Raw genomic sequence first — 26240 nt, forward strand, 5'->3', positions numbered from 1 at the left:
AGGTATTTACTTTTTTGGCTCTAAACAGGAAGAACTTTAAAACTGAAAATTCAGTTAGTTTTTATGCAACACTAGTGTTATTAATCGGTTAAGAAGTTTTTCAGAGATAAAGGGTTGATCAGCGAGTAATATCATTACTGCATCTACTTGAAGGTCTTGGGCAGTTTTTAAGCCACACTTAAGGGATGCAGCTTGACCATCACTTGAGTACTTACATCTTCTAAGAATGCATTTGGAATGTCCAGCAAGGACATGTGTAGAAAGCCAAGTAAGGGGATCTTCTTTATTTGCCACTACTATGACTTTATCTAATTGAGAATTTAGAGCTATTTCTAAGCTGATACTGCCTAGTGGTTTTCCGTTTATAGGTAGAATTAACTTAGGACAACTCATTCTTTTGCTTTGACCAGCGGCTAAATATATTCCACAAATCATGTTGATGAGCCTTCTTTCGATTAGTTTTAATGACATCAGCAAGGATACTTATTGCTATTTCATCTGGGCCTTCGGCATTAATGGGTAATCCTACTGGGGAACGGAGCCATTTGGGAATATCATTTCTCTTTAATAGTTGTTGAGTTCTTTTCCTCGGTCCTAATATGCCAAGGTATTTTAATTTTTTTTGAAGAAGTATCTGTAAAATTTCTTGATCCTTTTGAAAATGATGAGTCATTATAATTATCGAATCGTCGGGATCAAAAGAAAAGGTTTTTAAAAATGTATTAGGGAACTCATGGACGATTTCATTAGCATTTTGAAAATATGAAGTACAGCAAAATAGTGGTCTCCAGTCCGTTATGATTGTATAAAATCCAGTTTTAGCTGCTATTTCAACTAGTGGTCTTACATCAGGGCCAGCACCAAAAATAATGAGGCGAGGCTTTGGATAAAAAACTTGACCAAAGTAGCGTTCCGAGTTCTTTACAAACAACCCTTGCCTGAACTTATCGTCGATGACATCTCGAAAAATTTCTAGTGGGTCATCATCATGCCATTCACCAAAGTGATTATGATAAGAAAAAATAGAGACATAGTCTAAGACGGTATCTGAATGAGATAACTTTTTAATATGAAGAATAGGTGTTCCGCTATTTAAATATTCATTTACTTGGTTTAAGTGTTTTTCAAGCTTTTCATCGATGTATTCTAATAAAATGGATATCCTTCCATTGCATCCAATGCCAAGCCCCCAAGTAATATCGTCAACTGACTTCATATCATAAACAACTATACGAGATTGTTGATTTATGAGGACTTCTTTAGCTTTTAAAGCTACATCTTGTTCTAGACATCCGCCACTTAAAAGGCCGATTTCGGTGTTATCTTCTAAATAAAGCATCATCGCCCCTTCTTTACGATAAGAAGAACCTTCAACATCAATTATGGTAGCTAATACTTTCTGGCATTCGCTTGTTTGTATCGTCTTCAAGATGTGAAATAAATCTTTCATGTATGCCTCCCAATTTTATAGAACAGCTAGTCAGATTTTTCACTAAGTAAAGATTAGTATGTAAAGATTATTATGAAAGATTTTTAAGTATAGAACTTTAAAGGGATGAAAATGAAAGGGGCCCTTCTTTCTAACTGTAAACAAAAAAGGAAAAACCAAAAAAGACCACATTAGATTTGTAGTGGTCTGTCTGTTCCTTTTTAAAGAGATTTATTTTTTTATAATTATATGATCGCCGCTTTTAAGTTCGAGAATATCTGCTAAAAAAACTTCAGCAAGATTGTTTGAAATATCAATCAATTCCTCTTGATCCTTAGCTAATAAAGAGAGAGGTGCACCACCTAAATAGCGATTTTTATCCGTTGTTACCATGGCAAGAATTCCTTTAATCTCTCCACCGTTATTTCCCATTATCTTTGTCCCCCTTTTTGGATATTTAATAATTCTGGATTCTTTTTAACGGTCTCTAATAAAGGAGTTAGTAAAATGGTTTCTTTCAACAGTTCAAAATTTTTAATGATAGGAACTAATACAATGATAATAACTCCAGCACCTGGGTTTTCTACGTTGTATAACTTTTTCTGCCCGAGCCTTCTTGTCGTTTCGAATAATATCGCCTGTCGTTGCCCTCCATTAAAGAGAGGGATTTGAAAATGATCTTTGTTAGGACGAATAACTGCTGCAAGTCCGTCATCTAAAAACCATTCTTTTGCTTCTTCTCTTCCAGCTAAATTGTATACAAACATATCATTAACATATAAATCCGACCCTTTAATTTCAATTTTACCTTCTTCTACTGTTGCGATATCTCTTACTTTTTGTCGTACTGTAAACCGTTTTAACAAATAATATATGATAAGTCCAACAGCTGAACCGCATACCGCTTCAGTCCAAGCAGCCGTATCAAGAAACTCTTGAAATAATTGAATCGTAAGGGCTGTAACAAAGGAAACGATTAATGTAATGTAATTTCGGGCTTCAAAAATTTTTGCAATTCCATCAATATATGCATCCCCGCGTCTTGTAAACTCATCACCTTCTAGGTCTAACAGGCTTTCTCTTTCCATTTTACGGACATCTCGAAAATGTTGAGCGGCTAAGGCAAGAAACGTAACTGCTGTAAAATTCTTTGTCATTAAAGTAGGAATAATGAAAGCACCAATCGCTGCAGCAAGTCCACCTGTTACAAGATGGATCAAATAACCATTTGGATAATTAGGGTATTGCCTATAATCGAGTTTAATTGATAAAAAGCGTACAAATGTCCCAATGATTGTTGCAGTAATAATAAGAACTAGCATTTCTGGCGAAATAACATCGTTATTGTTAGACATGTATAGAACTCCTTATTAATAATTTTTCTTTTATAGAATTGGTTAGATGAAAATAAATATACAAAAAGTATTCTTTCGGACGTAAGGGTGATTTTTTCATGAATAGATGAATGAATAAGAAGACCAATACCAATAATAGGATAATGCACCAACTTTTTAATAAAAGCGTTAGAGATAAAATAAATAGAGTGGATTGAAAAATAGTTTAGAGGTGACTTGATTTTATGAGCTGGAGTATTGGGAAAAGTATCATTCGAAAGGAAGCATTTGAAAAGGTTACAGGAGCAGCTAAATATACGGATGATTATTCAACGAAGGAAATGTTACATATAAAATTAGTCGTAAGCTCTCATGCTCATGCGAAAATTAAAGAAATTGATACAACCAAAGCAAGAGAAGTACCGGGGGTTCGAGCCATTATACTCGGTCAGCCTTTCCCGCTTACAGGTGAAGAAATTAGCGATCGACCTCCAATCGCATTTGAAAAAGTACGGTATCACGGTGAACCCCTTGCAGCAGTCATAGCGGATGATCCAGTTCAAGCTAAAAAGGCGGCTGAATTGGTTGAGGTTACATATGAGGTGCTTCCAGTTGTAAATTCCCCTAAGGAAGCGCTTGATCCAAATGCTCCCCTAATTCATGAAAACTTAGCAACGTATGAAAAAATTGAACATGTATATCCTGAACCGGATACAAATATTGCTGACCATACAAAAATTCGTAAAGGGAATATGGAACAAGGTTGGAAAGAAAGTGACGTAACGGTGGAAGCAAATTTTTCTTTTGGTCCATCCGATCACATCGCAATGGAAACTCGATGTGTAATTGCAGAAATTAAACCAGATGGCGTTGTTGTTTTTTCTTCAGCTACTCAGTCGCCGTATATGATTAAAAAATTAATGAGCGATTATTTCGATTTAGTAGAAGGGAAAATTATCGTTAAAACTCCGTTAGTTGGTGGAGGGTTTGGAGGGAAGGTAGCGGTTCAGTTAGAGCTTATTGCCTATATGGCTACCCTTGCAGTTGGCGGAAGACCTGTCAAGCTTTTAAATACAAGAGAAGAAGATATGATTACTTCACCGGTCCATATAGGGCTTGATGCAAAGATAAAGCTAGGTGCAACAAACGATGGACGCTTAACAGCGGCAGAAATACAGTACTTATTTGATACTGGTGCTTATTCAGATAAAGGGGCAACAATTAGTCGTGCTGCTGCTGTTACGTGTACAGGTCCTTATAAACTGGAAAATATATGGTGTGATTCGCTTTGTATTTATACAAATCACCCATATGCAACTGCCTATAGAGGTTTTAGTCATTCCGAACTGTTATTTGTTTTTGAACGAGCGATGGATATGCTTGCGCAAAAACTTAAGATAGATCCATTAGAATTCAGAGAGAAAAATGCATTTTTGCCTGGTCATACGACCCCGACGCAAATTCGGCTCAATGAGAGTACGGTAGGAAATTTACCTAAATGCATTGATCAATTAAAACAATTAATGAATTGGAACGAAGGACAAGTCCTTCAAGTAAATGACCGGAAAATAAAAGCAAAAGGCATCAGTTGTATTTGGAAGACATCTACGATTGATTCGGAAGCGAGCTCTGGAGTGGTATTAACTTTTAATGCAGATGGGAGTATTAATATCCTTTCTGGAGTCGTTGAAATTGGGACCGGAACAAAAACAGTCCTCGCCCAGTTATTAGCCGAAAAGCTAAGGATGGATATCAATAAAATATACGTGAAGATGGAAATCGATACTCAAACAACACCAGAGCATTGGAAAACGGTAGCCAGCAGAGGGACATTGATGGCTGGAAGAGCTTTATTAAAAGCTGCAGATGATGCAATTGATCAGTTAAAAGATATTGCTTCACGTGTTCTCATGTGTTCACCAGATGATTTGGAAGTAGGAAATGAAATGGTCTATGTCCGTGATGAGCCAGATACATTTATTCATGTCAAAAATATATGTCACGGGTATAAGTACCCGAATGGATATTCTATTGGAGCGCAAATTATTGGAAGGGGGAACTATACATTACGGCACCTGACACATCTTGAACATAAAACAGGTATAGGAAAACCAGGACCTGAATATTCAGTTGGTGCTCAAGGGGTAGAAATAGAATTTGATACGAGAGATTATACGTATAAAATTTTGAACGCCTATTCTGTGTTAGATATTGGGAAAATACTAAATAATAAGTCAGCCCAGGGCCAAGTGATGGGGGCTATGAGTATGGGGTTAAATTTTGGAAGTAGTGAGACCTTTGTCTTTAGCGAGGATGGAAAAATTCTTAATCCTAGGCTGCGTACTTACGTCCCATTTCGTTATGGGGATCATCCGGAATATTTTGTTCATTTTATAGAAACCCCTCATATTGATGGTCCATATGGAGCTCGAGGAGTTGGTGAACATGGATTGATTGGAATGCCGGCAGCCTTAGCTAATAGCTTATCTATTGCTGCAGGGGTGGATTTAAATAAGCTGCCACTTACTCCCGAATTCATTTGGAAGGAAAAGAAGGCGGTGGAGTGAATGATTTCCTTTGATTTTGAATATTACAAACCGGCAACAATATTAGAAGCCATTGAGTTGTATCAAGCATTGTACGAGCAAGGAAAGGAACCAATCTATTTTTCAGGCGGTACGGAAGTCCTGACATTAGGAAGAGTAAATAAAATTATGACAAGTGCAGTGATTGATATTAAAGGAATTCCTGAATGTCGTGTCTTAAAAAAGGATGAGCAAAAAGTTACGTTAGGAGCCGCACAATCGTTAACCAAAATCCGAGAAATGCAACTATTTCCTTTTCTTGGTAAAGTTATTGTTGAAATTGCCGATCATACCGCTCGTAATAAAATCACGTTAGGTGGAAATTTATGTGGAAATATTATCTATCGGGAAACGGTTTTACCACTATTATTAACGAACAGCCAAGTTGTCATTGCTAGTATGGATGGTATAAAACAAGTACCTATCCATGAGGTATTTCAACAAAAATTAAACTTAGAAAAAGGGAGTTTTCTTGTTCAAGTCATTGTAGAACAAAGTGAAATTGATTGTCCTTTTCTTAGTATAAAAAAAAGAAGACAGTGGGATGTTGGGTATCCTTTAGTAACGACTGCTGCACTAAAGAAGGATGATTATATAAAGGTTGCATTCAGCGGATTATGTGAATTTCCTTTTCGCGACCCCAAAATAGAAGAGGGTTTAAATGACCAACAATTATCTAAGAAAGAAAGAGTAGATAAAGCAATAAAGAGGATTCCTGCACCTATTTTAGATGATGTGAACGGTTCAGCTGACTATCGATTATTCGTATTAGAAAATACTTTACTTGATGTATTAGATGCGCTAGAAGGGGCAGAAGATGTATAAAACCGAAATAACTATACATATCAATGGTGAAGATCGTTCATTATATGTTCGAAATGCGGACACATTACTGTATGTGTTACGTGACCAATTAGGATTAACAGGGGCCAAGCCTGGTTGTTTAAATGGAGACTGTGGTGCTTGTACAATTGACGTGGATGGAGATTCGATGAAATCATGTTTGATGCTAGCTGTGGAAGTTGTCGGAAAAAAGGTGACAACGGTTGAAGGACTTAAAAATGCTCCGATCCAATCAGAATTTATTGAAAAATTTGCTTTTCAATGTGGTTATTGTACACCGGGTTTTATCATGACCTGTCATTCATTAATTCAAAAGTATCCTAACGCAGATGATACGGTCATTAAAGATTGGTTAGAGTCAAATATTTGTCGATGTACAGGCTATCAAGAAATTGAACAAGCTATAAAATCAGGTTTATTAAAAAACTTCCATCGTTCACAGGGACACAAAGCATTAAAAGATTAAATTTTGATGAAAAAAGTATGTTAAAAACCTAATAAGGCATTATATACGAGTAACATCAAACACACCTTTAAGGGGGAGCTCAACAAAATCAACAAGCGCAACAAGCTGCTCTGCAAGCCCAGCAAGCATCCAAGAAGCTGAACAATCAATCCAAGAAGCTGAACAATCAATCCAATAAGTTACACAACAAACGAATCCTCAAGCCATTCAGCAAGCCCAGCAGCAGTTACAACAAGCTCAACTGCAAATTCTTCAAGCACAAGATAGTGCACAGCCTGCACAACAGCAGCAGTACCAAGAAGTTCAACAAAAATTACAACAGGCTACACAACAAATTCAGCAAGCACAGCAACTTCAATAACATAGCTCATAGGAGAATCAAAGGGGGGTCTTTACAAGATCTCCTTTAAGAGGTCTATACTAAGTAAAGCTTTTCAAGGAATTAGGAACAAACAACCCTAATGAAGAAAGCGCAATCGAATTATTAAAAGAGGAGCTCCAAGAACAGGTTACCCTTTGGGGAAGATGATTAAAAAAGGAAAAAAGTAAGTTTAAGTAATTGTTTTATTTCAAAGTGCATGAAAACCTTTATAAATCAAGACTTTCAGCTGGTGGCACAATGGTGGAAAGTTGGTGGCAAGATTAATCATACTGCCACCAATTTCATTTGATTAGATCATACATAAGAAAAACTAGAGCCTATTCACTCAAGGGTTTCAGGTTTAAACTGTAATAATCAGATCAATTTTTCCACCTTGACAGGGTGGAACTCACTGGTTCGAACCCAGTACGGGTCATTCATAAGAAAGTCAGTAATAACGCGTCTGCTCATGTTTTGAAAGGCGCGTTTTTTTGTGTTTGAAAAAGAGAGAGGAGGATTTTAATCATATTATTTTGCCGTTAATAGGGGGCCGTTTTTTTTACACTAGATCAAAGTTGTTATATTCTTCACCTAAAAACAGTATTTCTTTAGAAACCCTTCGCTTTTGCTTCCTTGATTCTAGCACACACCACGATTACATTGATTGATCAACTTCACATAAACAACTGTTTTTTTATGTGAATGTCTAGCTTCTTATTAGGATAGGATAGGCTAAGCGCATCGTCAATGAAAAATATCTAACAATCAGGGGGGGCTTTAATGCTAAATCGCTATTGAAAACAGAGAATGTATGACTTCATTTAATCAAAAAGGATAAAAAGTTCAAATGAAATTCATCTAAATATTGTGTTGCTTTCTAATATTCACACAATTATAATAGTTCTATAATTTGAAAATCGGAATTCGGGTTCCGTAATTCGGAATAAAGAAAGAGGTGAAACAAATGAGGTCAATTGTAGCGAAAGAAAATTTAGGTTTTGACATTCATCCATTAGGGGATATGGCGATCATGGTTACGTTAGGAACAAGTATTGATATTTCTATTCATCGTAAGTTGAAGACGTTTACAACTTATCTTGATAACCATCCCTTTGAGGGGATGATTGAATATGTTCCAGCATTTACAAGTGTAACGGTGTATTATGATCCGGTTAGAGTTCTTGAAATAGAGAAACAAAAGGGATCAGCATATGAAATTGTTTATTCGAAAATGAAACAGATCGTTCTAAGTTTAGAAGATTCAGTTGAAGAAACCAAAAGAGAAATTGAAATTCCCGTCTACTATGGTGGGGAATTGGGGCCTGATTTAGAATTTGTTGCAAAGCATAACAACCTGACCACTGATGAGGTCATTCACATACATTCAGAGGGAGAATATCTTGTTTATATGATTGGATTTGCACCTGGGTTTCCATATTTGGGAGGAATGTCTGAACAAATTTCAGCGCCGCGACGGTCTAATCCGCGAATGAATATCATGAAGGGGTCTGTAGGTATAGCAGGTAAGCAAACGGGGGTCTATTCCATTTCTACACCCGGTGGTTGGCAGATAATTGGCAGAACACCATTGAAGTTTTTCCGTCCAAGTGACAATCCTCCATCTTTACTACGATCAGGAGATGTAATCAGGTTCAAACCCATTTCTATGGAAGTGTTCAGAAATTATAAGGAGGACTCTTAATGAGTATGAAAATTCTTCGTCCGGGTCTGCTTACTAGTATTCAGGATTTAGGAAGAGTCGGGTATCAAAAGTATGGAGTGATTATGAGTGGAGCAATGGATCCTTACGCGCTTCGTGTAGCTAATTTGTTGGTTGGTAATGATGAAGGAGAAGCAGCTCTGGAAATAACGTTGACAGGCCCATCATTAAAAATAGAGCAAGATATACTTATTGCGATAACGGGTGGAGAACTATCGCCAACCATTGAAAATAAACCAATTCCTTTATGGAAACCGGTTTATGTAAAAAAAGGAAGCGTTCTTCAATTTGGCCCATGTATTTCTGGATGTCGTACTTATCTAGCGATAGCTGGTGGAATAGATGTTGAGGAAGTAATGGGAAGCTGTAGCACCTATCTCCGAGCAGGAATTGGTGGTTTTCATGGACGAGCATTAGAAGTAGGTGATGTCCTTGAGTTTAGAGCTCCATCAGAACGATCTTTACTCCTAATTCAACAGTTGTTAGAGAAGAGCGATGACCTTTTTTCTACAACAACTTGGAGTGTCAGTAAAGAGTTTTTCGTACCAGATAAAAAAAATAATACAATTCGAGTCATCCTTGGATCTCATTATGAACACTTCACAAAAGAATCTAAAAGAGTGTTTTTTGAACAGGCCTTCACAGTGACACCACAATCGGATCGGATGGGCTACAGACTTTCAGGTGATCCGTTAGAACTAACCCATTCTTTTGAGATGATTTCAGAAGCTGTTTCTCTTGGCACGATACAAGTACCACCAGATGGGAATCCAATTATTTTACTAGCTGATCGACAAACGACTGGTGGATATCCAAGAATTGGACAAGTCGCGTCAGTTGATATCTCTCTTTTAGCTCAGGTTAAGCCAGGCGAACGGATTCAGTTTAAAGAAGTGAGTGTGCAAGAAGCTGAGGAGACTTATTTGAATCGAGAAAAGGATTTCAAAGAGTTACGTGCTGGCTTAAATCTTAAATTCCTAGTGAATTGAATAATGCAACGACAGAAAGGATATGATGAGGGGTTCTTTAAACATATAAAAAAGCCCCCATACTACTTTAAAGGGCCTAAAAAACCAAGCTTTTGTGATATTTCTGCTGCAGCTGATTTCACTTTATCAATTAGAATCGGTAATTGCCCTTTTTGAAAGCGTACATCGGGTCCTGCCATACTAATACCACCTATTACTTGGCCTGTGTAATCGAAAATGGGTGCAGCTACTGAAGAAGTATGGTTTTCTAGTTCTGAGTGACTAACCGTATATCCATCTAGTCGTGATTGCTGTAAAACTAAACGGAGCTTTTCCTTATCTGTGATTGTCCCTATGCCGTAAGGTTGCAGTTCTGTCTTAATTAAATATTCTTCTTGTTCCTTTTCTGTTAAATAGGCAAGAATAATTCGCGAACAAGCTCCTGCATAGAGGGGAGAACGTCTACCTACCTTTGTAAATAGTCTCACAGGATGCATCGTGTCAAGCTTTTCAACATAGATGGCTTCCCAATTATCTTTCATAGTGAGATTTACAGCTTCCCCAATTTCATCACGAAGAGCTTGCATAATTGGGTAGGCTATTTGCCTTATATCAAGGCGATCGGCCACGAGTTGTCCGAATTCAAGAAATAGCATGCCAAGGGTATACTTCCCTTCCTCGTCTTTGCTTAGTAATCCCATATCTTCTAATGAACCAATCATCCGATGGGCAGAAGTTTTGGGGATGCCAGAAAGATGGACCATTTCATTTAAGCTCAACTTCCGGTTTGTTCGGAAAAGATCTAGGAGTTTCATAGACTTAACAACGGTTTTGTTTTTGTTTTGCACAAGGAACTCCCCTTTAAATGAGATACAATTTTTATCATTTAAAAATACCTATTTATTCTACTAAAACTACTAGTAATTGTCTAGGCTACCTATATGGCTTATACATCAAATATAGTAGGCAGTTCATGTCTTATTATTATGTTTATAACTAATTCTAAAAAAGGGGTGTAGCTACATGAAACATAATTCAATAGAAGAACAACATCACATGACATCAAAACAACGATTAAGTGCGATGACTGGTGCTGCTTTTTTAATGGCGACGTCTGCGATTGGACCAGGATTTTTAACGCAAACCGCTGTATTTACGGAACAACTCCTAGCTAGTTTCGCGTTTGTTATTCTGGTATCTATTTTTTTAGACATTGGCGCACAAATGAACATATGGCGAATTATTGCCGTTTCAAAAATGAGAGGACAGGAAATAGCCAATGCCGTCCTGCCCGGTTTAGGGTATGTTGTTGCTTTTTTCATTGTACTGGGTGGGTTGGCATTTAACATCGGTAACGTTGCTGGAGGCGGTCTTGGCGTTAATGCATTGCTGGGTTTTGATACGAGAGTTGGGGCCATTATGACCGGTGTGATTGGTATTGTTATCTTCTCTCTTAAAGAAGCCAATGTGGCAATGGATAAAATTGTTCGATATTTGGGTGGATTAATGATTCTGTTAACGACCTATGTGATGATCGTTAGTAAGCCTCCTTATGCTGAGGCTGCGCTTCGTACGTTTGTCCCTCTTGAGGTAGATTTTTTGACGATTATCACGATTGTCGGTGGGACCGTTGGTGGGTATATTACCTTTGCTGGTGGTCATAGGCTTTTAGATGCAGGTGTTTCAGGGAAAGAAAATATTGGCCATGTTACTAAAACAGCTATTTCAGGCATTGTTGTAGCTTCGGTTATGAGATTTATTTTGTTTCTAGCCGTCTTAGGTGTCGTTTCTGCAGGTTTTGCATTAAATGCGGACAATCCAACCGCATCGGTCTTTCAAATTGCAGCAGGGGAAATCGGCTACCGTATCTTCGGTTTAGTATTGTGGGCCGCTGGAATTACGTCTGTTATTGGAGCTGCATATACATCTGTTTCTTTCTTAACAACCTTTCACCCAAGTATTGAAAAGCATAAAAATTATTGGACGATTGGGTTTATTGTTTTTTCTACTATTGTGTTTACACTAATCGGTCGTCCGGTGTTGCTATTAATTTTAGCAGGTGCTTTTAACGGATTAATTCTTCCATTAACACTAGGCTGCATTTTATTAGCTGCCCATCGCTCGACGATTATTGGTGATTATAAGCATCCCATTTGGATGACTGTGTTTGGAGTCGTTGTCGTTGGGTTAACAGCTTATTTAGGCGTTCGTACTCTCATTCAAATGATTCCGCAACTGTTTTAGAGAAGCCATGCAAAAAAACAAGAGCTACGGCTAAGAATAGTTGCTTTGGCCAAGACGACTCTTCAGAATGACGAACAGACCAATATAGCACCAACAAGCATAGACTTAAGTGCAGTTATTATCAAAGGTTGTTTTTTCCTTTTTTGAACAACCTCTAGATTGAAAGGAGAATATCATGAAATCGGTAGACCTTAATTGTGATTTAGGTGAAAGCTTCGGTACGTTTGTAGTGGGACAAGATAAACTCATTCTAGAACATATCACGTCAGCAAATATCGCTTGTGGGTATCACGCAGGTGACCACAATGTGATGTCGAAAACGGTGAAAATGGCGAAGGAAAAAGGTGTCAGTATTGGCGCCCACCCTGGGTTTCCTGATTTACTAGGGTTTGGAAGAAGAGTCATCCAAACAGATCCAACAGACATTTACCATTTTGTCGTCTATCAAATTAGCGCGCTTAAAGGTTTTTGTCAGATTCATGATGTCGATATGAACCATGTGAAGCCACATGGAGCACTGTATAATGTGGCAGCTAAAGATCCTCTTATAGCCGAAGCAATAGCCAAGGCAGTCTATGATACGGACCGGTCCCTTGTTTTATTTGGCTTATCAGGAAGTGAGCTAATAAAAGCTGGCTCACAGATTGGATTAACGGTGGCTAATGAGGTATTTGCTGATCGAACTTATCAGCCTGATGGTACCCTAACCCCTCGCACTCATAACAACGCATTAATTCACAATATAGAGGAAGCCGTTGAACAGGTGTTAACAATGGTGAAAACGAGCACCGTTTTAGCGGTTGATGGTTCGATCATTCCGTTACAAGCCGATACCATTTGTGTTCATGGTGATGGCCCAAGTGCACTTGATTTTGCTAAGAAGCTACAGGAGGTTCTTGTAAAAGAAGGAGTAAAAATTTGTGAGGTAAAAGGAAGAAACACTCTAACTTAACCTCATAAAATGAATGGAAAAAAGGGGGATGATTTATGAAATCAAAAGAAGTGAGAGAAAGGATAAGAAGAGGGGAGTTTCAAAAAAATACGTCTGGTGCATGTGATGAATATGTACAAGCGAATGTCGTCATCCTGCCAAAGGAATTTGCTTTTGATTTTTTCTTATATACGTATCGAAATCCAAAAGCTTGTCCGTTAATTGAAGTGTTAGAAGCTGGTGAATATGAATCGCGTCTCGCAAAAGGCTCAGATATAAGGATGGATATACCCCTTTATCATGTATTCATTAATGGGAAACTCCATGAAAAAAGAGGTGACATCAGAGATCTTTACCAAGATGACTATGTAACCTTTTTACTCGGTTGTAGTTTTACTTTTGAAAGTCAAATACTTAATAATGGGATATACCTTCGTCATGTTGATTATAAGAAAAACGTAGCCATGTACAAAACAAATATGGAAACGGAACCTGCAGGGCGTTTTTCAGGACCTCTGGTCGTTTCAATGAGACCGATTGCAAACGAGCATCTCGAGAAAGTTATTGAGATTACAAGTAGGTTTCCAAACATGCATGGTGCTCCTGTTCATATTGGAGATCCTAGCAAAATAGGAATCGAGCAGATTGAATGTCCTGACTATGGTGAATTTGTAGAAATGAAAGACAATGAAACTCCAGTTTTTTGGGCATGTGGGGTTACGCCACAAGCTGCAGCCGTTCGAGCCAATATTCCCGTAATGATTACACACGCTCCTGGGCATATGTTCATTACAGATTGGACGAATGATGATTTTTTATATGAAATAGGCGAGAAAATTCCCTCTTCAAGCGAGTGAAGGGCGTAGCCCAATGGTAAGGGGGAGATGAATCGCCTTCGGACAAGGGACGCCTTTGCCATCTCGATTGTTTGACAAAAAAACAGAACAAGCGTTCGATAAATACTCTTTCATTTGATATAATGGATACGAGGAGGTGAAAATCAATGCTAGTGAAAAAAACGTATAAGTACAGAATCTATCCTAATCAAAAACAAATCGAACTTATCAATAAAACGATTGGATGTTCACGTTTTGTCTATAACTTTTTTGTCGGGAAGCAAAAAGATAAAGATGCCTATTGGTATATCGTAAACGAAATGGTGCAAAATGGTCAGCTTCTTCAAAACAATTGGAAAGGGAAGTTTTTCAATAAGAATGAATCTATTAAAGCTATTCGGGAGTTGAAGCAAAACTATCCATTCTTAAAAGAAGTGGATAGTATCGCCCTTCAAAAATCAGTCGAAAATGTAAACGATTCTTACACTCGTTACTATAAAAAACAGAACGGAGAACCACGTTTTAAGTCAAAAAAGAATCCTGTTCAGTCGTATACAACGAAATGTGTAAACGGAAATATTCAAGTATTAGACAAACATATTAAATTACCAAAATTGGGTTTAGTCCGTTTTGCGAATAGCCGTAAGGTGGAAGGGCGTATCATAAATGCAACGGCTAGACGAAATCCTTCGGGTAAACATTTCATTTCAATTTTGGCTGAATCCGAAGTTGAACCATTTAGAAAGACAGGTTCATCCGTAGGAATCGATGTAGGGCTAAAAGACTTCGCCACTCTTTCAGATGGCACAGTCTATGCAAACCCCAAATTCTTTCGAACATTAGAAATAAAATTAGCAAAATCGCAACGCATATTATCAAAGAGGCAAATCGGTTCTTATAATTGGCTTAAACAAAAAGCAAAAGTAGCTCGACTTCATGAAAAAATCGCGAATGCAAGAAAAGATATGTTAGATAAAATCTCAACTGATATTGTCAAAAACCACGACATCATTGGTATTGAAGATTTGTCTATTAAAAACATGTTAAAGAATCACAATCTTGCTAAGGCGATTAGTGAAGTATCGTGGTCACAATTCAGAACAATGCTTGAATATAAGGCTAAGTGGTACGGAAAACGAGTTGTTGCGGTAGCGAAAAACTTTCCTTCAAGTCAACTATGTTCCACTTGTGGTCACAAACACAAAGATGTTAAAAATCTCGCTTTGCGTGAATGGACTTGCCCAACATGCGAAAGTCACCACCAAAGGGATATCAACGCAAGTATGAATCTTCGTAATGAAGCATTGCGATTAACCGCAGGAACTGCGGGGATAGCCTAATCCATAACGAACCGTTAGGTTAGTGTTCTTAGGAATCCCTCACTTCAAGCAACCGTAAGGGTGGTAAGTGGCGGGTTGTTCAAGAGTTAAGTGGTGAATGCTGTAGGACTAACATTTAATTTAAAATCCTTTTCTATTATTTATAATAGGGGAGAATGAGGAGTTGTAGATATGTTAAAAGTTCAAGAACTAAAAGATGTGATTAAGGCTTTAGACCAATCAAATATAGATGAATTAAAATTCGAACAAGAGGGTACAAAGCTTGTTTTGAAAAAACAAGCTATACAAAAGGGAGTAGAAGTACCAAAAGAAGTAGTACCTGTAACTGAACCGGTCGTACAAACAGTTGAAAAAGTACAAACAGCAGCGACTTCTTCAACTAATACCGCACAACAGCCAATGACGAATGTAAATGTACATACAATTACGTCTCCTATGGTAGGGACTTTTTATTCAGCTCCCACACCTGACGCAGATTCATATGTAAAACCAGGTACTCAAGTTACAGAAGAATCAGTAGTGTGTATTGTTGAAGCGATGAAACTGATGAATGAGATTGAAGCAGAAGTTAAAGGGAAGATTATCGAAATTCTTGCTGAAAATGGTGAGCTTGTTGAATATGGTCAACCATTATTTGTTATAGAACTTACTTAGCACAGGAGAGATACGATGATAAAAAAGGTCTTAATTGCCAATCGTGGAGAAATTGCCGTACGTATTATACGTGCCTGCAGAGAATTAGAGATTGAAACAGTTGCGGTATACTCGGAAGCGGACAAGGACTCTTTACACGTTCGTATAGCTGATGAGGCGTATTGTATTGGTCCGACAGCTTCTAATAAAAGCTATTTAAATGTAACGAATATAATGAGTGTTGCAACGTTGACAGAAGTTGACGCCATCCATCCTGGATATGGATTTTTAGCAGAAAATGCTGATTTCGCTGAAATTTGTGCTGCGTGTAATATTACGTTTATTGGACCTAGTCCATATGCAATTAATCAAATGGGGACAAAAGACGTCGCTAGAGAAACAATGGCAAATGCTGGAGTTCCAATTGTATCTGGATCAAAAGGAATTGTTGAAAATGTTGAGGCAGGACTAGCCGTAGCAGAGGAAATTGGATTTCCTGTCATTATTAAAGCAACAGCTGGCGGTGGAGGAAAAGGAATTCGTGTGGCAAGGACTGCTGAAGAACTTAAAAAGGGAATGAATATTACCCAACAAGAGGCAGCAACTGCTTTTGGAAATCCAGGTGTCTATATTGAAAAATTCATTGAGGATTTCAGGCATGTTGAAATCCAAGTACTGGCCGATAATCACGGGAATGTGATTCATCTTGGCGAACGCGACTGCACTATCCAAAGAAGGTTACAAAAACTTTTAGAGGAAACACCTTCGCCTGCGATTTCAGCTGAAACAAGATGCGAGATGGGAATAGCTGCAGTAAATGCTGCTAAAGCGGTTAACTACTCTGGAGCAGGTACGGTTGAATTTATTTATGATCACATAAATGGAAATTTTTATTTCATGGAGATGAATACCCGTATCCAAGTAGAGCATCCTGTTACAGAAATGGTGACTGGGATTGATCTAATCAAAGAACAAATTTGGGTTGCTAGTGGAGAAGAATTAACGCTTACTCAGGAGGACGTTACTTTTCAAGGATGGTCGATTGAATGTCGAATAAATGCAGAAAATCCGAAAAAGAATTTTATGCCCTCTCCTGGTAAGATAACGAAATACTTGGCACCAGGTGGGTTAGGGGTTCGAATCGACTCTGCTGCTTACCTAGGTTATGTGATTTCTCCATTTTACGACTCAATGGTTGCAAAGGTGATCACGCATGGAGCGACTCGAGCAGAAGCGGTAGCTAAAATGAAACGAGTGCTTGAGGAATTTGAAATTGAAGGTGTAGAAACAACGATTCCTTTTCATCTAAAACTTTTGAATCATGAGACGTTTATTACAGGTGACTTTAATACGAAATTCCTTGAAGAACATGATGTTATGTCGATAAAATTAAAATAATAATGACTTAAAATGAATAAAAAACACATTCTCACTGGTGTTGCATAAAAATAGATATTTAAAAACTGATTAATCTGTCCTTTGTTTATCCTGGTTAATGAGCTAAAAGACAACACCAAGCCAAACGTGGCACCATTTGGTGAAACTAGAGGACCTATAGTAACATGGTAACAACAGCGATTAAAACCTTTTTGGAAGCAAAAGGGTATACAGTTAAGCTTGTAGAATTTAGTGACTATATGCAACCTAACATAGCTCTGTCTCAAGAAAAAATTGATGCAAACCTATTTCAACATAAGATTTACTTAGAAAGCTTTGCGACAGAGCATGAGCTAGAATTATCTGATTGATCTCGTGATTGCGTTTCTTTACAGGTATTTTTTGATGAACAGACTCGAAGTAATGAGCGGAACCGCTACAGGGTTTTGAGCCTCTAGGAGTGGGGTTCTCCTAGAGGCGTGTAGCGTGTGGAGCCATTGCCATCTTTTGAACACGATCTATTATTATATTTTAGTTAGTTTTTTTCTATCTTCTACTTGAGGTGGTTCCTCCATCCATCCGTTCTTAATCAAAATTTCTCCTCCTTCTTTTGCAAAGGAGTATACCTTCTGAGCAAGGCGTGCCATCGTCATTGGTAAATCGCTTCTTAAACTAAAAGCTCCACCAAGTGCATTGCTGCCAAGACCGAAAGTACTTAACAAGTTTGTAACATAAATCATCATCTTATCAGAAAATGGAGCCACAGTTGAATTAGTAGCTTTTCCTGCATGAGTAGCAGGTGGTTCAATGTAATCCTGTCGTAAATATTCACCTAAAGTTGTTTCAACGTCTTTTGACAACTTCATTCCTTTAACAAGGTATTTTTTTACCTCACTATCATTTGCTACCTGTGCAAACCCGATCATTAATTGCATACCTGTTAGGTTTGTTTCAATTGCATGATGAATTTGAGAAAGTTCAATGACATTTAAAGGCCTTGCATCCTTCAATAATGTAAAACCTGATAAATAATTAGTATCACGTACGAATACAACTTCTTTTGGCATTGTTACATATGGAGGGCGAGCAAGAACCCCTTTCTCTAAAAGTATTTGTGTGCATTGGTCGAATACCTCTTGTGAGTTTGTTGTTAATTGCTTAAACAATTGTCTAATATCTTTGCGATAAGACATCGTTGAAAAGAGTGCAAAAAGATTAACTTCTATTTTACTCATCATATGTAAAAACATCGGCTCATAGAGATAATCAAATAACTTGGGGACTCCTTTGTTTACATCGTTTTCAGTAAAGCCAGTTGGGATAATAGCTCCTTCTTGTTGAAAAATAGTTTCAATAGATGCTACTGTTTGAGCGGAATCATCGTAACTTGATCTTAAGATTTGTTGAATTTGTTCATCTTCGACATGTTCAATAAAATGTTCTAAAAATCTCATGATCATTGTTTTTTCCTGATAAGTCATCCATAAGTTCCCTAATTCTGTTGAAGTGATTGGTACTTGATTCGATGCACTCATTTGATAATCTCCTTTGTTTTCTTCTTAACTTAACCATTAATATGAATAAATATTAAGACGAAAATGATATATTCTATCGCACTAATAAGTCAGAACAATAAATGAGATAGTAAGATTTTTAATTTTGGATTGGATAGTAATATAGAATCTTTATAACTAACCAGATAATTGGGTTTGGTTTTTTTCTAATCTAATGTCTTAGTTTACTACCTTATTATTTCCCCTATATGAACATTGATTATGCACAATTCAAGATATTGAATTGTATTAATTTTATTTTAATCCAATCTAACACATGATCAATCTGCATCTAAGATTGATTATCTTGTTAGTATCTATTACAATAAGAATCTAATCGTAATTATTACGATTTGAGACGCGGTTAAAATAGGAGGTAATCAATTGGTTGAGTGGACAATAATTGGAGGTGGCATTCAAGGATGCACGCTTGCAAATTTTTTAATTAAATCTAATCGTACAACAATCTCTAACCTTATGATGATAGATCCAAACCCAGAGCCAATATTTACGTGGAAAAAATGCACAAAAACAATAGAAATGCCTTTTTTAAGATCTCCATCTATTCATCATCTGGATATTGATCCTTTTTCACTCGAAAAGTTTGCGAAATCTGAAGAGGGTAACCGTCTCTCACAGTTTTATGGACGTTATGACCGACCATCACTTGCTCTTTTTAATAAGCATTGTGATGCCCTTTTTCATGAGATTCAATTGCTAAATAGTTGGAATCAAGGAAGGGTGGAACAGCTGATTAAGGTAAAGCAACATTGGCTTATTAAATTAACTGATGGAAGAGAATTTGAAAGCAAAAATGTCGTTTTAGCAATGGGGTTAAGCGAACAGCCAAATTGGCCGGATTGGGCCAATGAGCTACAAAGTCAAGGGGCAAACATTAAACATATCTATGATAACAGAATGAATACAGACTCAGGTCCTGTAAGTGAAATGTTAATCATGGGTGGAGGGATTAGTGCTATACATACGGCGTTAAAGTGGAGTAAAAGACGTCCTGGGAAGGTTAAGTTGCTTACAAGACATCCATTACGCCTTCAACCATTTGATTCCGATCCAGGATGGCTTGGACCTAAGAAAATGAATTCATTCAGAAAAGTAACTTGTCTTAGTAAAAGAAGACAAATCATTACGAGTGCCAGGCACCGCGGATCCATTCCACAAGAATTAAAAATGAAGGTATTAAGAGAACAAAGAGAAGGCCGGCTCGATATCGTCATAGACGAATTAACTGGCGCAACGTATCAAAATGGGGAGATAAAATTAGATCTACAAAATACATCGATCCATACAAATCAAATTTTATTAGCAACAGGCTTTAATCCTTCACCACCTGGAATTACTTGGTTAAACGCAACGATTGAGAGAGAAGCTTTGCTTTGTGCAGCATGTGGTTATCCGATCGTTTCAGAGGACACTTTAGAATGGGGGCAGAACTTATACGTCATAGGTGCACTTGCTGAGCTAGTTATTGGACCGGTGTCTCGTAACATTTCAGGTGCTCGTAGAGGGGCGGAAAGGATTGTCCAAGTATAAGTAAGAGAATGAAAAGTGGAGTTTAAACTAGATAATTAACCTTCTGATCTGAGGTAAATAAACAGCTATTAAATCGTAATTATTTTGATTTAAGAATGTTAGGTTACCTTTTTTCACTCAAAAAGGTTTGAGTCAGTTTTGTGTTACTGTTGAATTATAGGTGCAAGAGGCCCAGAAATTTCAATAATTATCTAGCCCTAAATTATGTGAAATAAATATCTTATAAAACTAACTGTTGCTATATAGATAAAATCGTAGTTTAATAGACAGTATATTCAAAGTGCCTAAGGTTGTTAACTTTGGGATAATAGGGAAATCAGTTAGAGTCTGATGCAGCCCCCGCTACTGTATGTGTTGATGAACGTGTCAAGCCACTGGAATTTTTTTCCAGGAAGGGACATTAGTAAATTTTAGACACAAGCCAGGAAACCTGCTTTTAATACTATGTATCCAATCTTCGGAGGGAGGATTTGGGATGATCATATTTAGAGATCTAGCAAAGTAGAACTCTAATTTGGACATGCCATTATCCTTAACTTCAAGATGAAGTTAAGGTTTTTTTATAATATCGAGAAAACAAAGGTGCGTAACGACTCGTTATGCTTAAAAGGGAAGTACGGTGTAAATCCGTCACGGTCCCGCCACTGTAATGGGAAATTTCATTGTATGAAGTCACTGAGTATTCGGGAAGACACAATGGAATGATGAACCTAAGTCAGGAGACCTGCCTTGTTTTAGTCTTCAATACCTACGGGTCATAGGTAGAGAAGTGTAATAGATGGGCTTACGATTCGTTTGCCATTTAATACACCTCTATCTTTGATAGAGGTGTATTTTTATTTTTTAATCTAAACGATCTGTAAAATCGGTTGTTCGGGAGGTGTCAAGAAATGGGGAGTCCTGCAAAAAATGTTGAAGCTAAATGGCTCACTGAAGAAAAAGGAAATCAGCATACAAAAGCCCTTACATATAGAGTTCTTTTTATTACTCTTTTATTACTGTTAATTTTGTCAGTGACGCTTTCGATTATGCTTGGTCCTGTTGCCATCTCTCCATTGACAGTATGGAAAATTGCGTTTTCAAAAATTCCCATCATGGAAGGCTATATCGTTTCTAGTTGGTCAAAACCAGAGGAACAAATTATTTGGGAAATTCGTTTCCCAAGAGTTATATTAGCTGCAATTGTGGGAGCTGGTTTAGCGATTGTAGGTGTTGCAATCCAAGCATTAGTTCGTAATTCATTAGCCGATCCATTTATTTTAGGAATATCATCAGGGGCTTCTGTTGGGGCAACACTTGTTATCATTTTTGGAGCTTTTAAATATTTTGGACTTTATTCATTATCAATTGCTGCTTTTCTAGGGGCGCTCTTTTCAATATTACTCGTTTTTTTATTAGCTCAAGTGAATGGAAAAATATCAACAGTAAGACTCCTGCTATCGGGCATTGCTGTGTCCATGATGCTCTCAGCGATTACAAGCTATATTGTTATTTCAGCACCTCGGGAAGAAGGAATGCGTGATGCTTTATTTTGGATGATGGGGAGCTTGGCGGGGGCCAAATGGGACCAGTTGTCCATTCCGTTCTTTTCTTTATTTATTGGGATTGGATTTCTTCTTTTATTAACAAAGCCACTTAATCTTCTTTTAATGGGAGAAGAAACAGCTACCACTCTTGGATTAAACATTGACCAATTTAAAAATCTGCTTGTCCTGTTAACCGCTCTACTTACGGGAGTATTAGTAGCAGTGAGTGGAGCCATTGGTTTTATTGGTTTAATGGTTCCTCATATCGTTCGGTTAATTATTGGTTCCGACCATCGCCATGTCTTACCTTTAAGTGGTCTTATAGGTGCTGTCTTTCTTATTTGGGCTGATGTTATTGCTCGGACTGTCGTGGCGCCTTTAGAATTGCCAATCGGAATTGTTACCGCTTTGTGTGGAGGCCCCTTTTTTATTTGGCTTTTGAGGCGTAGTTCTTATTCTTTTGGGGCAGGTGAAGGGAAATGAAATTAGAGGTAGAGCGATTAACAACGGTCATAGAGGAGAAGAACATCATTGAAGATATAACCATGCATGTTGAAACGGGTCAATTTGTTGGCATTATCGGGCCAAATGGGAGTGGGAAATCAACTCTGCTTAAAACGATTTATCGAATTCTTCGCCCGAAAGCAGGTCTTGTTTCACTTAACGAAAGAGAAATCAACTCGCTTTCTCACAGAGAATTTGCGAAAAAAATCGCTGTGGTTAGCCAAGAAGGATCTGTTCCATTTGATTTCACAGTTGAAGAAATTGTGATAATGGGAAGAAGTCCACATAAACGATTTTTTGAACGTGATACTTTCGAAGATAATAAGATTGTTCATTCTGCGTTAGTCAAAGTGGGCTTAGAAAACTATAAGTATCGAAGCTTTTCTACACTATCAGGTGGAGAAAAACAACGTGTCCTCATAGCGAGAGCTTTAGTACAAGAGACTACGTTTCTCATTTTAGATGAACCGACGAACCATCTTGATATTCATCATCAGCTTCAGATACTTGATATTGTTAAAAGCTTAAAAGTAAGTGTTCTCGCTGCTCTTCATGACTTAAACTTAGCAGCTGCTTATTGTGATGTTCTATTCGTTGTTGACAATGGAAGAATCGTAGCAAGTGGGTCGCCTGAGGAAGTGATCACTAAGACGATGTTAAAAGAGATTTTTCAAGTGGAATGTACGGTTACAGCGCATCCTGATACCGGCAAAGTCCAAATTTTATATGTGTCTGATGGAATGTTCACATCAAATGGTTCAAAAATCTGTTAGGTAGATTGGAAGAGAAGGTGAATTCATGGCCAATTAGAATTCGTTCGCTTTAGGGGAACGAGATAGTTAAAATGCAACAGTAAATTAAATAAAAAAGTAGGGAATCAAATGTTAAAAAATATTCGATTGGGATTTTGTTTTAGTATCATATTTTTATTAATAACAGCATGTGGAGTAACTCAAGGAGCAAACTCTAGTGTCGATACAGAGCACAAAGAGCTACAAGAAATTGAAAAAGAAGTAAGTGAATATGCTGTGGTTGAAATGGAAAACAACGAGCATGACCTTGTTTTTACAGAAGCACCCGAGCGTGCTGTTACATTAAATCAGCATGTAACAGAAGTCATGCTTGCTCTTGGTTTAGAAGATTCAATCGTTGGAACCGCGTATCTTGATGACGAAATATTGCCCGAATTTAAAGCCGCTTACGATCAAATTCCAGTCCTTTCTGATCAATATCCGTCACAAGAAGTATTTTTAGCGGAAGAACCTGATTTTGCTTACGCTGGTTGGAAAAGTGCTTTTCGAGAAGATAATGTAGGTACCGTGGAACAACTAGAAGAGTTTGGAATTAACGCTTACTTGCATGAATCTTCAAGTGTCGTTGGACCAACTATTGAACATATTTTCCAAGATATTCGAAACATCGCGAAAATTTTTAATGTTGTTGAGCGCGGAGAGGCGCTAATAAATGAGATGAATATTGAATTGGAAGAGATTCAAGCAAACATTCCTGTGAATAACAAGCCTGTTAATATATTCGTATACGACAGCGGCGATACAGCTCCTTTTACTGTAGGACAAAACTTTCTAAATACGATTATTGAAATGGCAGGTGCAACGAATATTTTTAATGATATTGATAGCAATTGGGGAGAAGTAAGCTGGGAAGTAGTAGTCGAACGTGATCCAGAAGTCATTGTCATTGTTGATTATGGTGAAACAACAGCTGAAGAGAAAAGAGAGCAACTAATGAATCATCCTGCTTTAACAGATGTAACCGCGATTTTGAATCAAGAGTTTATTGTGATGCCGCTTTCTGCCGCAGCTGAAGGAGTTCGTGTTCCATCTGCTCTTGAAATAATAGTGAATGGATTATACGAGTAAAAACCGATGTTAGGCTTATAGAGTCTTTTATACACCTGTACTATGTTGTGAAAATACCATCGTAAACAAACTATTTAGGAGGTTATGAGAATGACTACTTGGAATTTAAAGGGTACTCAAAAGCACGTTTTAATTTGTAATGGTTCTAGCTGTATGAGAAAGGAAGGAGAAGAAATAACCGTAGCTATTCGTGATGAAATTACCAATCTTCATTTAGATCATCAAATTCACACATCTCGTACTCGTTGCAATGGTCGATGCAAAGATGCTTGTGTCGTAATCGTTTATCCAGAAGGGAAATGGTATTCCGCAACGTCTACCGAGGTAGGGCGTACCATTGTACAAAGTCACGTTGACCCATCTATCGACTTACAAGAAGCATTAATTTATGACTTTGAAAAAGAGGAAATGAAGGCAGTTAATGAGACTAGTAGATTTGAAGGTGTTACGAAAAAGGAGAAAACAGAGGTTTAGTTTTTTTGAAACATAAAGGAGGGAAGTAAGATGCTTGGAAAGTTACTTGTAATTGGTTTTGGACCTGGAAGTTTCGATCACATGACAAACAGGGCGCAAACAGCCATTCAGGAAAGTGATTGCATCATTGGCTATAAAACGTATGTTGATTTAATTCAAGATTTATTAACAGATCAAGAAATCATTAGTACAGGGATGTCTGAAGAGGTTAGTCGTGCTCAGGCAGCAGTTAAACTTGCTGAAGAAGGCAAAACCGTTGCTGTCATCTCGAGTGGGGATGCTGGTGTGTACGGAATGGCAGGATTAGTTTACGAGGTTTTAATTGAAAAAGGCTGGACAGAGGAAACAGGTGTTAGTGTCGAGGTGGTTCCTGGAGTTTCTGCTAGCAACTCATGCGCTTCTTTACTTGGAGCTCCTATTATGCATGATGCTTGTACGATTAGTTTGAGCGATCATCTGACACCTTGGGCACTTATTGAAAAGCGAATTGATGCAGCGGCACAAGCTGACTTTGTTATTAGCTTATATAATCCAAAAAGCGGCCGGAGAACGAGGCAAATTCAAGAGGCTCAGAGGATTTTACTCGAATATCGTTCACCGCAAACGCCTGTAGGTCTGGTGAAAAGTGCTTACCGAGACCGTCAGCACATTGTCATTACTGATCTTGAAAACATGTTGAATCATGATATTGGCATGCTAACAACAGTCGTGATTGGAAATTCCTCTACTTTTCTTTACGACAACAAAATGATTACACCCAGAGGATATCAACGAAAGTATACGTTAAATACAGCAGAACAGAGATTAAGGCCACATGAGCGGTTACGGCATGAAAACGAACCATGGGCGTTGCATCAAGGTATTAATACTATGGAAACTGCACAAAGAGAGACTGCTGTTACTGTAACAAAGGTGGCTACACCTAAAACGAACACTTTAGACCTCGCTTTAGAGGCATTAAGTAAAGTGCAAGGAAGATCTAGTAAACGAGAAGTGAATACGGTTCATAATCCAGTCGTTTCTGTGTTTGAATTAGCGGTTAGCCCTGGAATTGTTAATAAGCAATTCACACCTAAGCAAATGATCACTTTAGCTGAAGTAGTTGGCGATGAAGGAAAGATGGAGTATACCCCTCATCATCAAATACACTTACGAATCCCTACGGCGAATCCTGAGCTCATCACAGAGAAATTGAAAGAGGCGGGCTTTGTCCTTGAGCCTCTTGGAGACGTGTTTCAATTAAAGGCGTGTGACTTTTGTGAAGGTGAGAAAAAAGATTCAATCCCACATGCAGAAGAGTTGCATCAAAAATTAAGTGGACTTCAACTTCCAAAAGAGTTGAAGGTTGGATTTAACGGTTGTGGCATGGCTTGTTATGGGGCCGTGAATGATGATATCGGTATTATTTTTCGTAAAGGAAAATTCGATTTATTTTTAGGGGCAAAAACAGTTGGTCGAACAGCCCACGCTGGTCAGCCTGTAGCAGAGGGAATCGAGCCAAACAAAATTGTAGACGTCGTTGAAACAATCATCAATGAGTACAAAGAAAAAGGGTATCCGAACGAACGATTCTTTAAGTATTTTAGACGTGTAGGAGAAATACAAGGATATACATACCAAGACATGACACCAAAGATTGAGATTGAACCAGCTCCATGTGGAGACTAATAAATGAATGGGGAGAA

Annotated in this window: 23 protein-coding genes, 1 pseudogene and 2 riboswitches; of the genes and pseudogenes, 18 read left to right on the forward strand and 6 right to left on the reverse strand. The window is 37.8% G+C overall.

Going from position 1 to position 26240, the window contains the following annotated elements; all coding sequences use genetic code 11:
• Positions 1–54: 54 nt before the first annotated feature.
• From PQ474_RS20655 to PQ474_RS20670, 4 genes are all read right to left on the reverse strand, one after another.
• On the reverse strand, positions 55–435 hold the full coding sequence (locus tag PQ474_RS20655; RefSeq protein WP_273847383.1) for an NTP transferase domain-containing protein: 381 nt from the start codon (positions 433–435) through the stop codon (positions 55–57).
• On the reverse strand, positions 380–1450 hold the full coding sequence (locus PQ474_RS20660) for an XdhC family protein (RefSeq protein ID WP_273847385.1): 1071 nt from the start codon (positions 1448–1450) through the stop codon (positions 380–382). The genes PQ474_RS20655 and PQ474_RS20660 overlap by 56 nt, the downstream gene beginning before the upstream one ends.
• Positions 1451–1660: 210 nt before the next feature.
• Positions 1661–1861, reverse strand: coding sequence for a capping complex subunit for YIEGIA (locus PQ474_RS20665; RefSeq protein ID WP_273847387.1), 201 nt, complete (start codon positions 1859–1861; stop codon positions 1661–1663).
• Positions 1861–2784 (reverse strand): YIEGIA domain-containing protein, encoded by a 924-nt coding sequence (locus tag PQ474_RS20670; protein ID WP_273847390.1) that lies wholly within the window; start codon positions 2782–2784, stop codon positions 1861–1863. The genes PQ474_RS20665 and PQ474_RS20670 overlap by 1 nt, the downstream gene beginning before the upstream one ends.
• A 224-nt stretch (positions 2785–3008) precedes the next feature.
• Here PQ474_RS20670 and PQ474_RS20675 point away from each other — a divergent pair, with 224 nt between their 5' ends.
• From PQ474_RS20675 to PQ474_RS20695, 5 genes are all read left to right on the forward strand, one after another.
• Complete coding sequence (locus tag PQ474_RS20675; RefSeq protein WP_273847391.1) at positions 3009–5330, forward strand: xanthine dehydrogenase family protein molybdopterin-binding subunit; 2322 nt, start codon at positions 3009–3011, stop codon at positions 5328–5330.
• The gene (locus tag PQ474_RS20680; protein ID WP_273847393.1) at positions 5331–6173 is read left to right on the forward strand and encodes an FAD binding domain-containing protein; all 843 of its coding nucleotides are present in this window, start codon (positions 5331–5333) and stop codon (positions 6171–6173) included.
• Positions 6166–6657: a (2Fe-2S)-binding protein gene (locus PQ474_RS20685; RefSeq protein WP_273847395.1), complete on the forward strand. Its 492-nt coding sequence runs from the start codon at positions 6166–6168 to the stop codon at positions 6655–6657. The genes PQ474_RS20680 and PQ474_RS20685 overlap by 8 nt, the downstream gene beginning before the upstream one ends.
• A 1325-nt stretch (positions 6658–7982) precedes the next feature.
• Positions 7983–8720, forward strand: coding sequence for a 5-oxoprolinase subunit PxpB (pxpB, locus tag PQ474_RS20690; protein WP_273847397.1), 738 nt, complete (start codon positions 7983–7985; stop codon positions 8718–8720).
• Entirely contained in the window at positions 8720–9727 is a 1008-nt protein-coding gene (locus PQ474_RS20695; protein ID WP_273847399.1) for a 5-oxoprolinase subunit C family protein, read from the forward strand. The genes pxpB and PQ474_RS20695 overlap by 1 nt, the downstream gene beginning before the upstream one ends.
• Positions 9728–9789: 62 nt before the next feature.
• Here the strand turns inward: PQ474_RS20695 and PQ474_RS20700 are convergent, their stop codons facing one another.
• Positions 9790–10554: an IclR family transcriptional regulator gene (locus PQ474_RS20700; RefSeq protein ID WP_273847401.1), complete on the reverse strand. Its 765-nt coding sequence runs from the start codon at positions 10552–10554 to the stop codon at positions 9790–9792.
• A 208-nt stretch (positions 10555–10762) separates the two neighbouring features.
• On the opposite strand from PQ474_RS20700, the gene PQ474_RS20705 reads away from it, so the two are divergent.
• The 7 genes and pseudogenes from PQ474_RS20705 to PQ474_RS20735 all read left to right on the forward strand — a co-directional run.
• Complete coding sequence (locus tag PQ474_RS20705; protein WP_390186718.1) at positions 10763–11950, forward strand: NRAMP family divalent metal transporter; 1188 nt, start codon at positions 10763–10765, stop codon at positions 11948–11950.
• A gap of 175 nt (positions 11951–12125) precedes the next feature.
• On the forward strand, positions 12126–12902 hold the full coding sequence (locus PQ474_RS20710) for a 5-oxoprolinase subunit PxpA (RefSeq protein ID WP_273847405.1): 777 nt from the start codon (positions 12126–12128) through the stop codon (positions 12900–12902).
• Between the two features lie 35 nt (positions 12903–12937).
• The gene (locus tag PQ474_RS20715) at positions 12938–13738 is read left to right on the forward strand and encodes a putative hydro-lyase (protein ID WP_273847407.1); all 801 of its coding nucleotides are present in this window, start codon (positions 12938–12940) and stop codon (positions 13736–13738) included.
• 146 nt (positions 13739–13884) lie between these two features.
• Positions 13885–15057, forward strand: coding sequence for an IS200/IS605 family element RNA-guided endonuclease TnpB (gene tnpB / locus PQ474_RS20720; RefSeq protein ID WP_273847409.1), 1173 nt, complete (start codon positions 13885–13887; stop codon positions 15055–15057).
• A gap of 171 nt (positions 15058–15228) precedes the next feature.
• Positions 15229–15711 carry an acetyl-CoA carboxylase biotin carboxyl carrier protein gene (gene accB / locus PQ474_RS20725; protein ID WP_273847411.1) on the forward strand — a complete coding sequence of 161 codons (483 nt, stop codon included), beginning with the start codon at positions 15229–15231 and terminating at the stop codon, positions 15709–15711.
• Positions 15712–15726: 15 nt separating this feature from the next.
• Complete coding sequence (accC, locus tag PQ474_RS20730; protein WP_273847414.1) at positions 15727–17088, forward strand: acetyl-CoA carboxylase biotin carboxylase subunit; 1362 nt, start codon at positions 15727–15729, stop codon at positions 17086–17088.
• A 155-nt stretch (positions 17089–17243) separates the two neighbouring features.
• Positions 17244–17435 (forward strand): annotated as a pseudogene (locus tag PQ474_RS20735) (MetQ/NlpA family ABC transporter substrate-binding protein); the annotation flags it as partial.
• A gap of 156 nt (positions 17436–17591) precedes the next feature.
• On the opposite strand, the gene PQ474_RS20740 reads toward PQ474_RS20735, so the two are convergent.
• Entirely contained in the window at positions 17592–18602 is a 1011-nt protein-coding gene (locus PQ474_RS20740) for a DUF3231 family protein (RefSeq protein WP_273847416.1), read from the reverse strand.
• Between the two features lie 402 nt (positions 18603–19004).
• Between PQ474_RS20740 and PQ474_RS20745 the strand changes: the two genes are divergently transcribed.
• From PQ474_RS20745 to cobJ, 6 genes are all read left to right on the forward strand, one after another.
• Positions 19005–20171 carry an FAD/NAD(P)-binding protein gene (locus PQ474_RS20745; protein WP_273847418.1) on the forward strand — a complete coding sequence of 389 codons (1167 nt, stop codon included), beginning with the start codon at positions 19005–19007 and terminating at the stop codon, positions 20169–20171.
• Between the two features lie 261 nt (positions 20172–20432).
• Positions 20433–20623, forward strand: a riboswitch (cobalamin riboswitch).
• Positions 20624–20734: 111 nt separating this feature from the next.
• A riboswitch (cobalamin riboswitch) is annotated at positions 20735–20917 on the forward strand.
• A 144-nt stretch (positions 20918–21061) separates the two neighbouring features.
• Complete coding sequence (locus tag PQ474_RS20750) at positions 21062–22180, forward strand: FecCD family ABC transporter permease (protein ID WP_273847420.1); 1119 nt, start codon at positions 21062–21064, stop codon at positions 22178–22180.
• Positions 22177–22974 (forward strand): heme ABC transporter ATP-binding protein, encoded by a 798-nt coding sequence (locus tag PQ474_RS20755; protein ID WP_273847422.1) that lies wholly within the window; start codon positions 22177–22179, stop codon positions 22972–22974. The genes PQ474_RS20750 and PQ474_RS20755 overlap by 4 nt, the downstream gene beginning before the upstream one ends.
• A 108-nt stretch (positions 22975–23082) precedes the next feature.
• The gene (locus tag PQ474_RS20760; RefSeq protein WP_273847424.1) at positions 23083–24081 is read left to right on the forward strand and encodes an ABC transporter substrate-binding protein; all 999 of its coding nucleotides are present in this window, start codon (positions 23083–23085) and stop codon (positions 24079–24081) included.
• Positions 24082–24171: 90 nt separating this feature from the next.
• The gene (locus PQ474_RS20765) at positions 24172–24555 is read left to right on the forward strand and encodes a (2Fe-2S) ferredoxin domain-containing protein (RefSeq protein WP_273847426.1); all 384 of its coding nucleotides are present in this window, start codon (positions 24172–24174) and stop codon (positions 24553–24555) included.
• A 30-nt stretch (positions 24556–24585) separates the two neighbouring features.
• Positions 24586–26223, forward strand: coding sequence for a precorrin-3B C(17)-methyltransferase (gene cobJ, locus PQ474_RS20770; RefSeq protein ID WP_273847428.1), 1638 nt, complete (start codon positions 24586–24588; stop codon positions 26221–26223).
• Positions 26224–26240: the final 17 nt, after the last annotated feature.

This window comes from Halalkalibacter alkalisediminis (genome assembly GCF_028610705.1).
Lineage (GTDB): Bacteria > Bacillota > Bacilli > Bacillales > Bacillaceae_D > Halalkalibacter > Halalkalibacter alkalisediminis.

Coding starts and splice junctions, on each gene's coding strand:
- PQ474_RS20655 (WP_273847383.1), bottom strand. CDS start 435: ATGATTTGTGGAATATATTTAGCCGCTGGTCAAAGCAAAAGAATGAGT.
- PQ474_RS20660 (WP_273847385.1), bottom strand. CDS start 1,450: ATGAAAGATTTATTTCACATCTTGAAGACGATACAAACAAGCGAATGC.
- PQ474_RS20665 (WP_273847387.1), bottom strand. CDS start 1,861: ATGGGAAATAACGGTGGAGAGATTAAAGGAATTCTTGCCATGGTAACA.
- PQ474_RS20670 (WP_273847390.1), bottom strand. CDS start 2,784: ATGTCTAACAATAACGATGTTATTTCGCCAGAAATGCTAGTTCTTATT.
- PQ474_RS20675 (WP_273847391.1), top strand. CDS start 3,009: ATGAGCTGGAGTATTGGGAAAAGTATCATTCGAAAGGAAGCATTTGAA.
- PQ474_RS20680 (WP_273847393.1), top strand. CDS start 5,331: ATGATTTCCTTTGATTTTGAATATTACAAACCGGCAACAATATTAGAA.
- PQ474_RS20685 (WP_273847395.1), top strand. CDS start 6,166: ATGTATAAAACCGAAATAACTATACATATCAATGGTGAAGATCGTTCA.
- pxpB (WP_273847397.1), top strand. CDS start 7,983: ATGAGGTCAATTGTAGCGAAAGAAAATTTAGGTTTTGACATTCATCCA.
- PQ474_RS20695 (WP_273847399.1), top strand. CDS start 8,720: ATGAGTATGAAAATTCTTCGTCCGGGTCTGCTTACTAGTATTCAGGAT.
- PQ474_RS20705 (WP_390186718.1), top strand. CDS start 10,763: ATGACATCAAAACAACGATTAAGTGCGATGACTGGTGCTGCTTTTTTA.
- PQ474_RS20710 (WP_273847405.1), top strand. CDS start 12,126: ATGAAATCGGTAGACCTTAATTGTGATTTAGGTGAAAGCTTCGGTACG.
- PQ474_RS20715 (WP_273847407.1), top strand. CDS start 12,938: ATGAAATCAAAAGAAGTGAGAGAAAGGATAAGAAGAGGGGAGTTTCAA.
- tnpB (WP_273847409.1), top strand. CDS start 13,885: ATGCTAGTGAAAAAAACGTATAAGTACAGAATCTATCCTAATCAAAAA.
- accB (WP_273847411.1), top strand. CDS start 15,229: ATGTTAAAAGTTCAAGAACTAAAAGATGTGATTAAGGCTTTAGACCAA.
- accC (WP_273847414.1), top strand. CDS start 15,727: ATGATAAAAAAGGTCTTAATTGCCAATCGTGGAGAAATTGCCGTACGT.
- PQ474_RS20740 (WP_273847416.1), bottom strand. CDS start 18,602: ATGAGTGCATCGAATCAAGTACCAATCACTTCAACAGAATTAGGGAAC.
- PQ474_RS20750 (WP_273847420.1), top strand. CDS start 21,062: ATGGGGAGTCCTGCAAAAAATGTTGAAGCTAAATGGCTCACTGAAGAA.
- PQ474_RS20755 (WP_273847422.1), top strand. CDS start 22,177: ATGAAATTAGAGGTAGAGCGATTAACAACGGTCATAGAGGAGAAGAAC.
- PQ474_RS20760 (WP_273847424.1), top strand. CDS start 23,083: ATGTTAAAAAATATTCGATTGGGATTTTGTTTTAGTATCATATTTTTA.
- PQ474_RS20765 (WP_273847426.1), top strand. CDS start 24,172: ATGACTACTTGGAATTTAAAGGGTACTCAAAAGCACGTTTTAATTTGT.
- cobJ (WP_273847428.1), top strand. CDS start 24,586: ATGCTTGGAAAGTTACTTGTAATTGGTTTTGGACCTGGAAGTTTCGAT.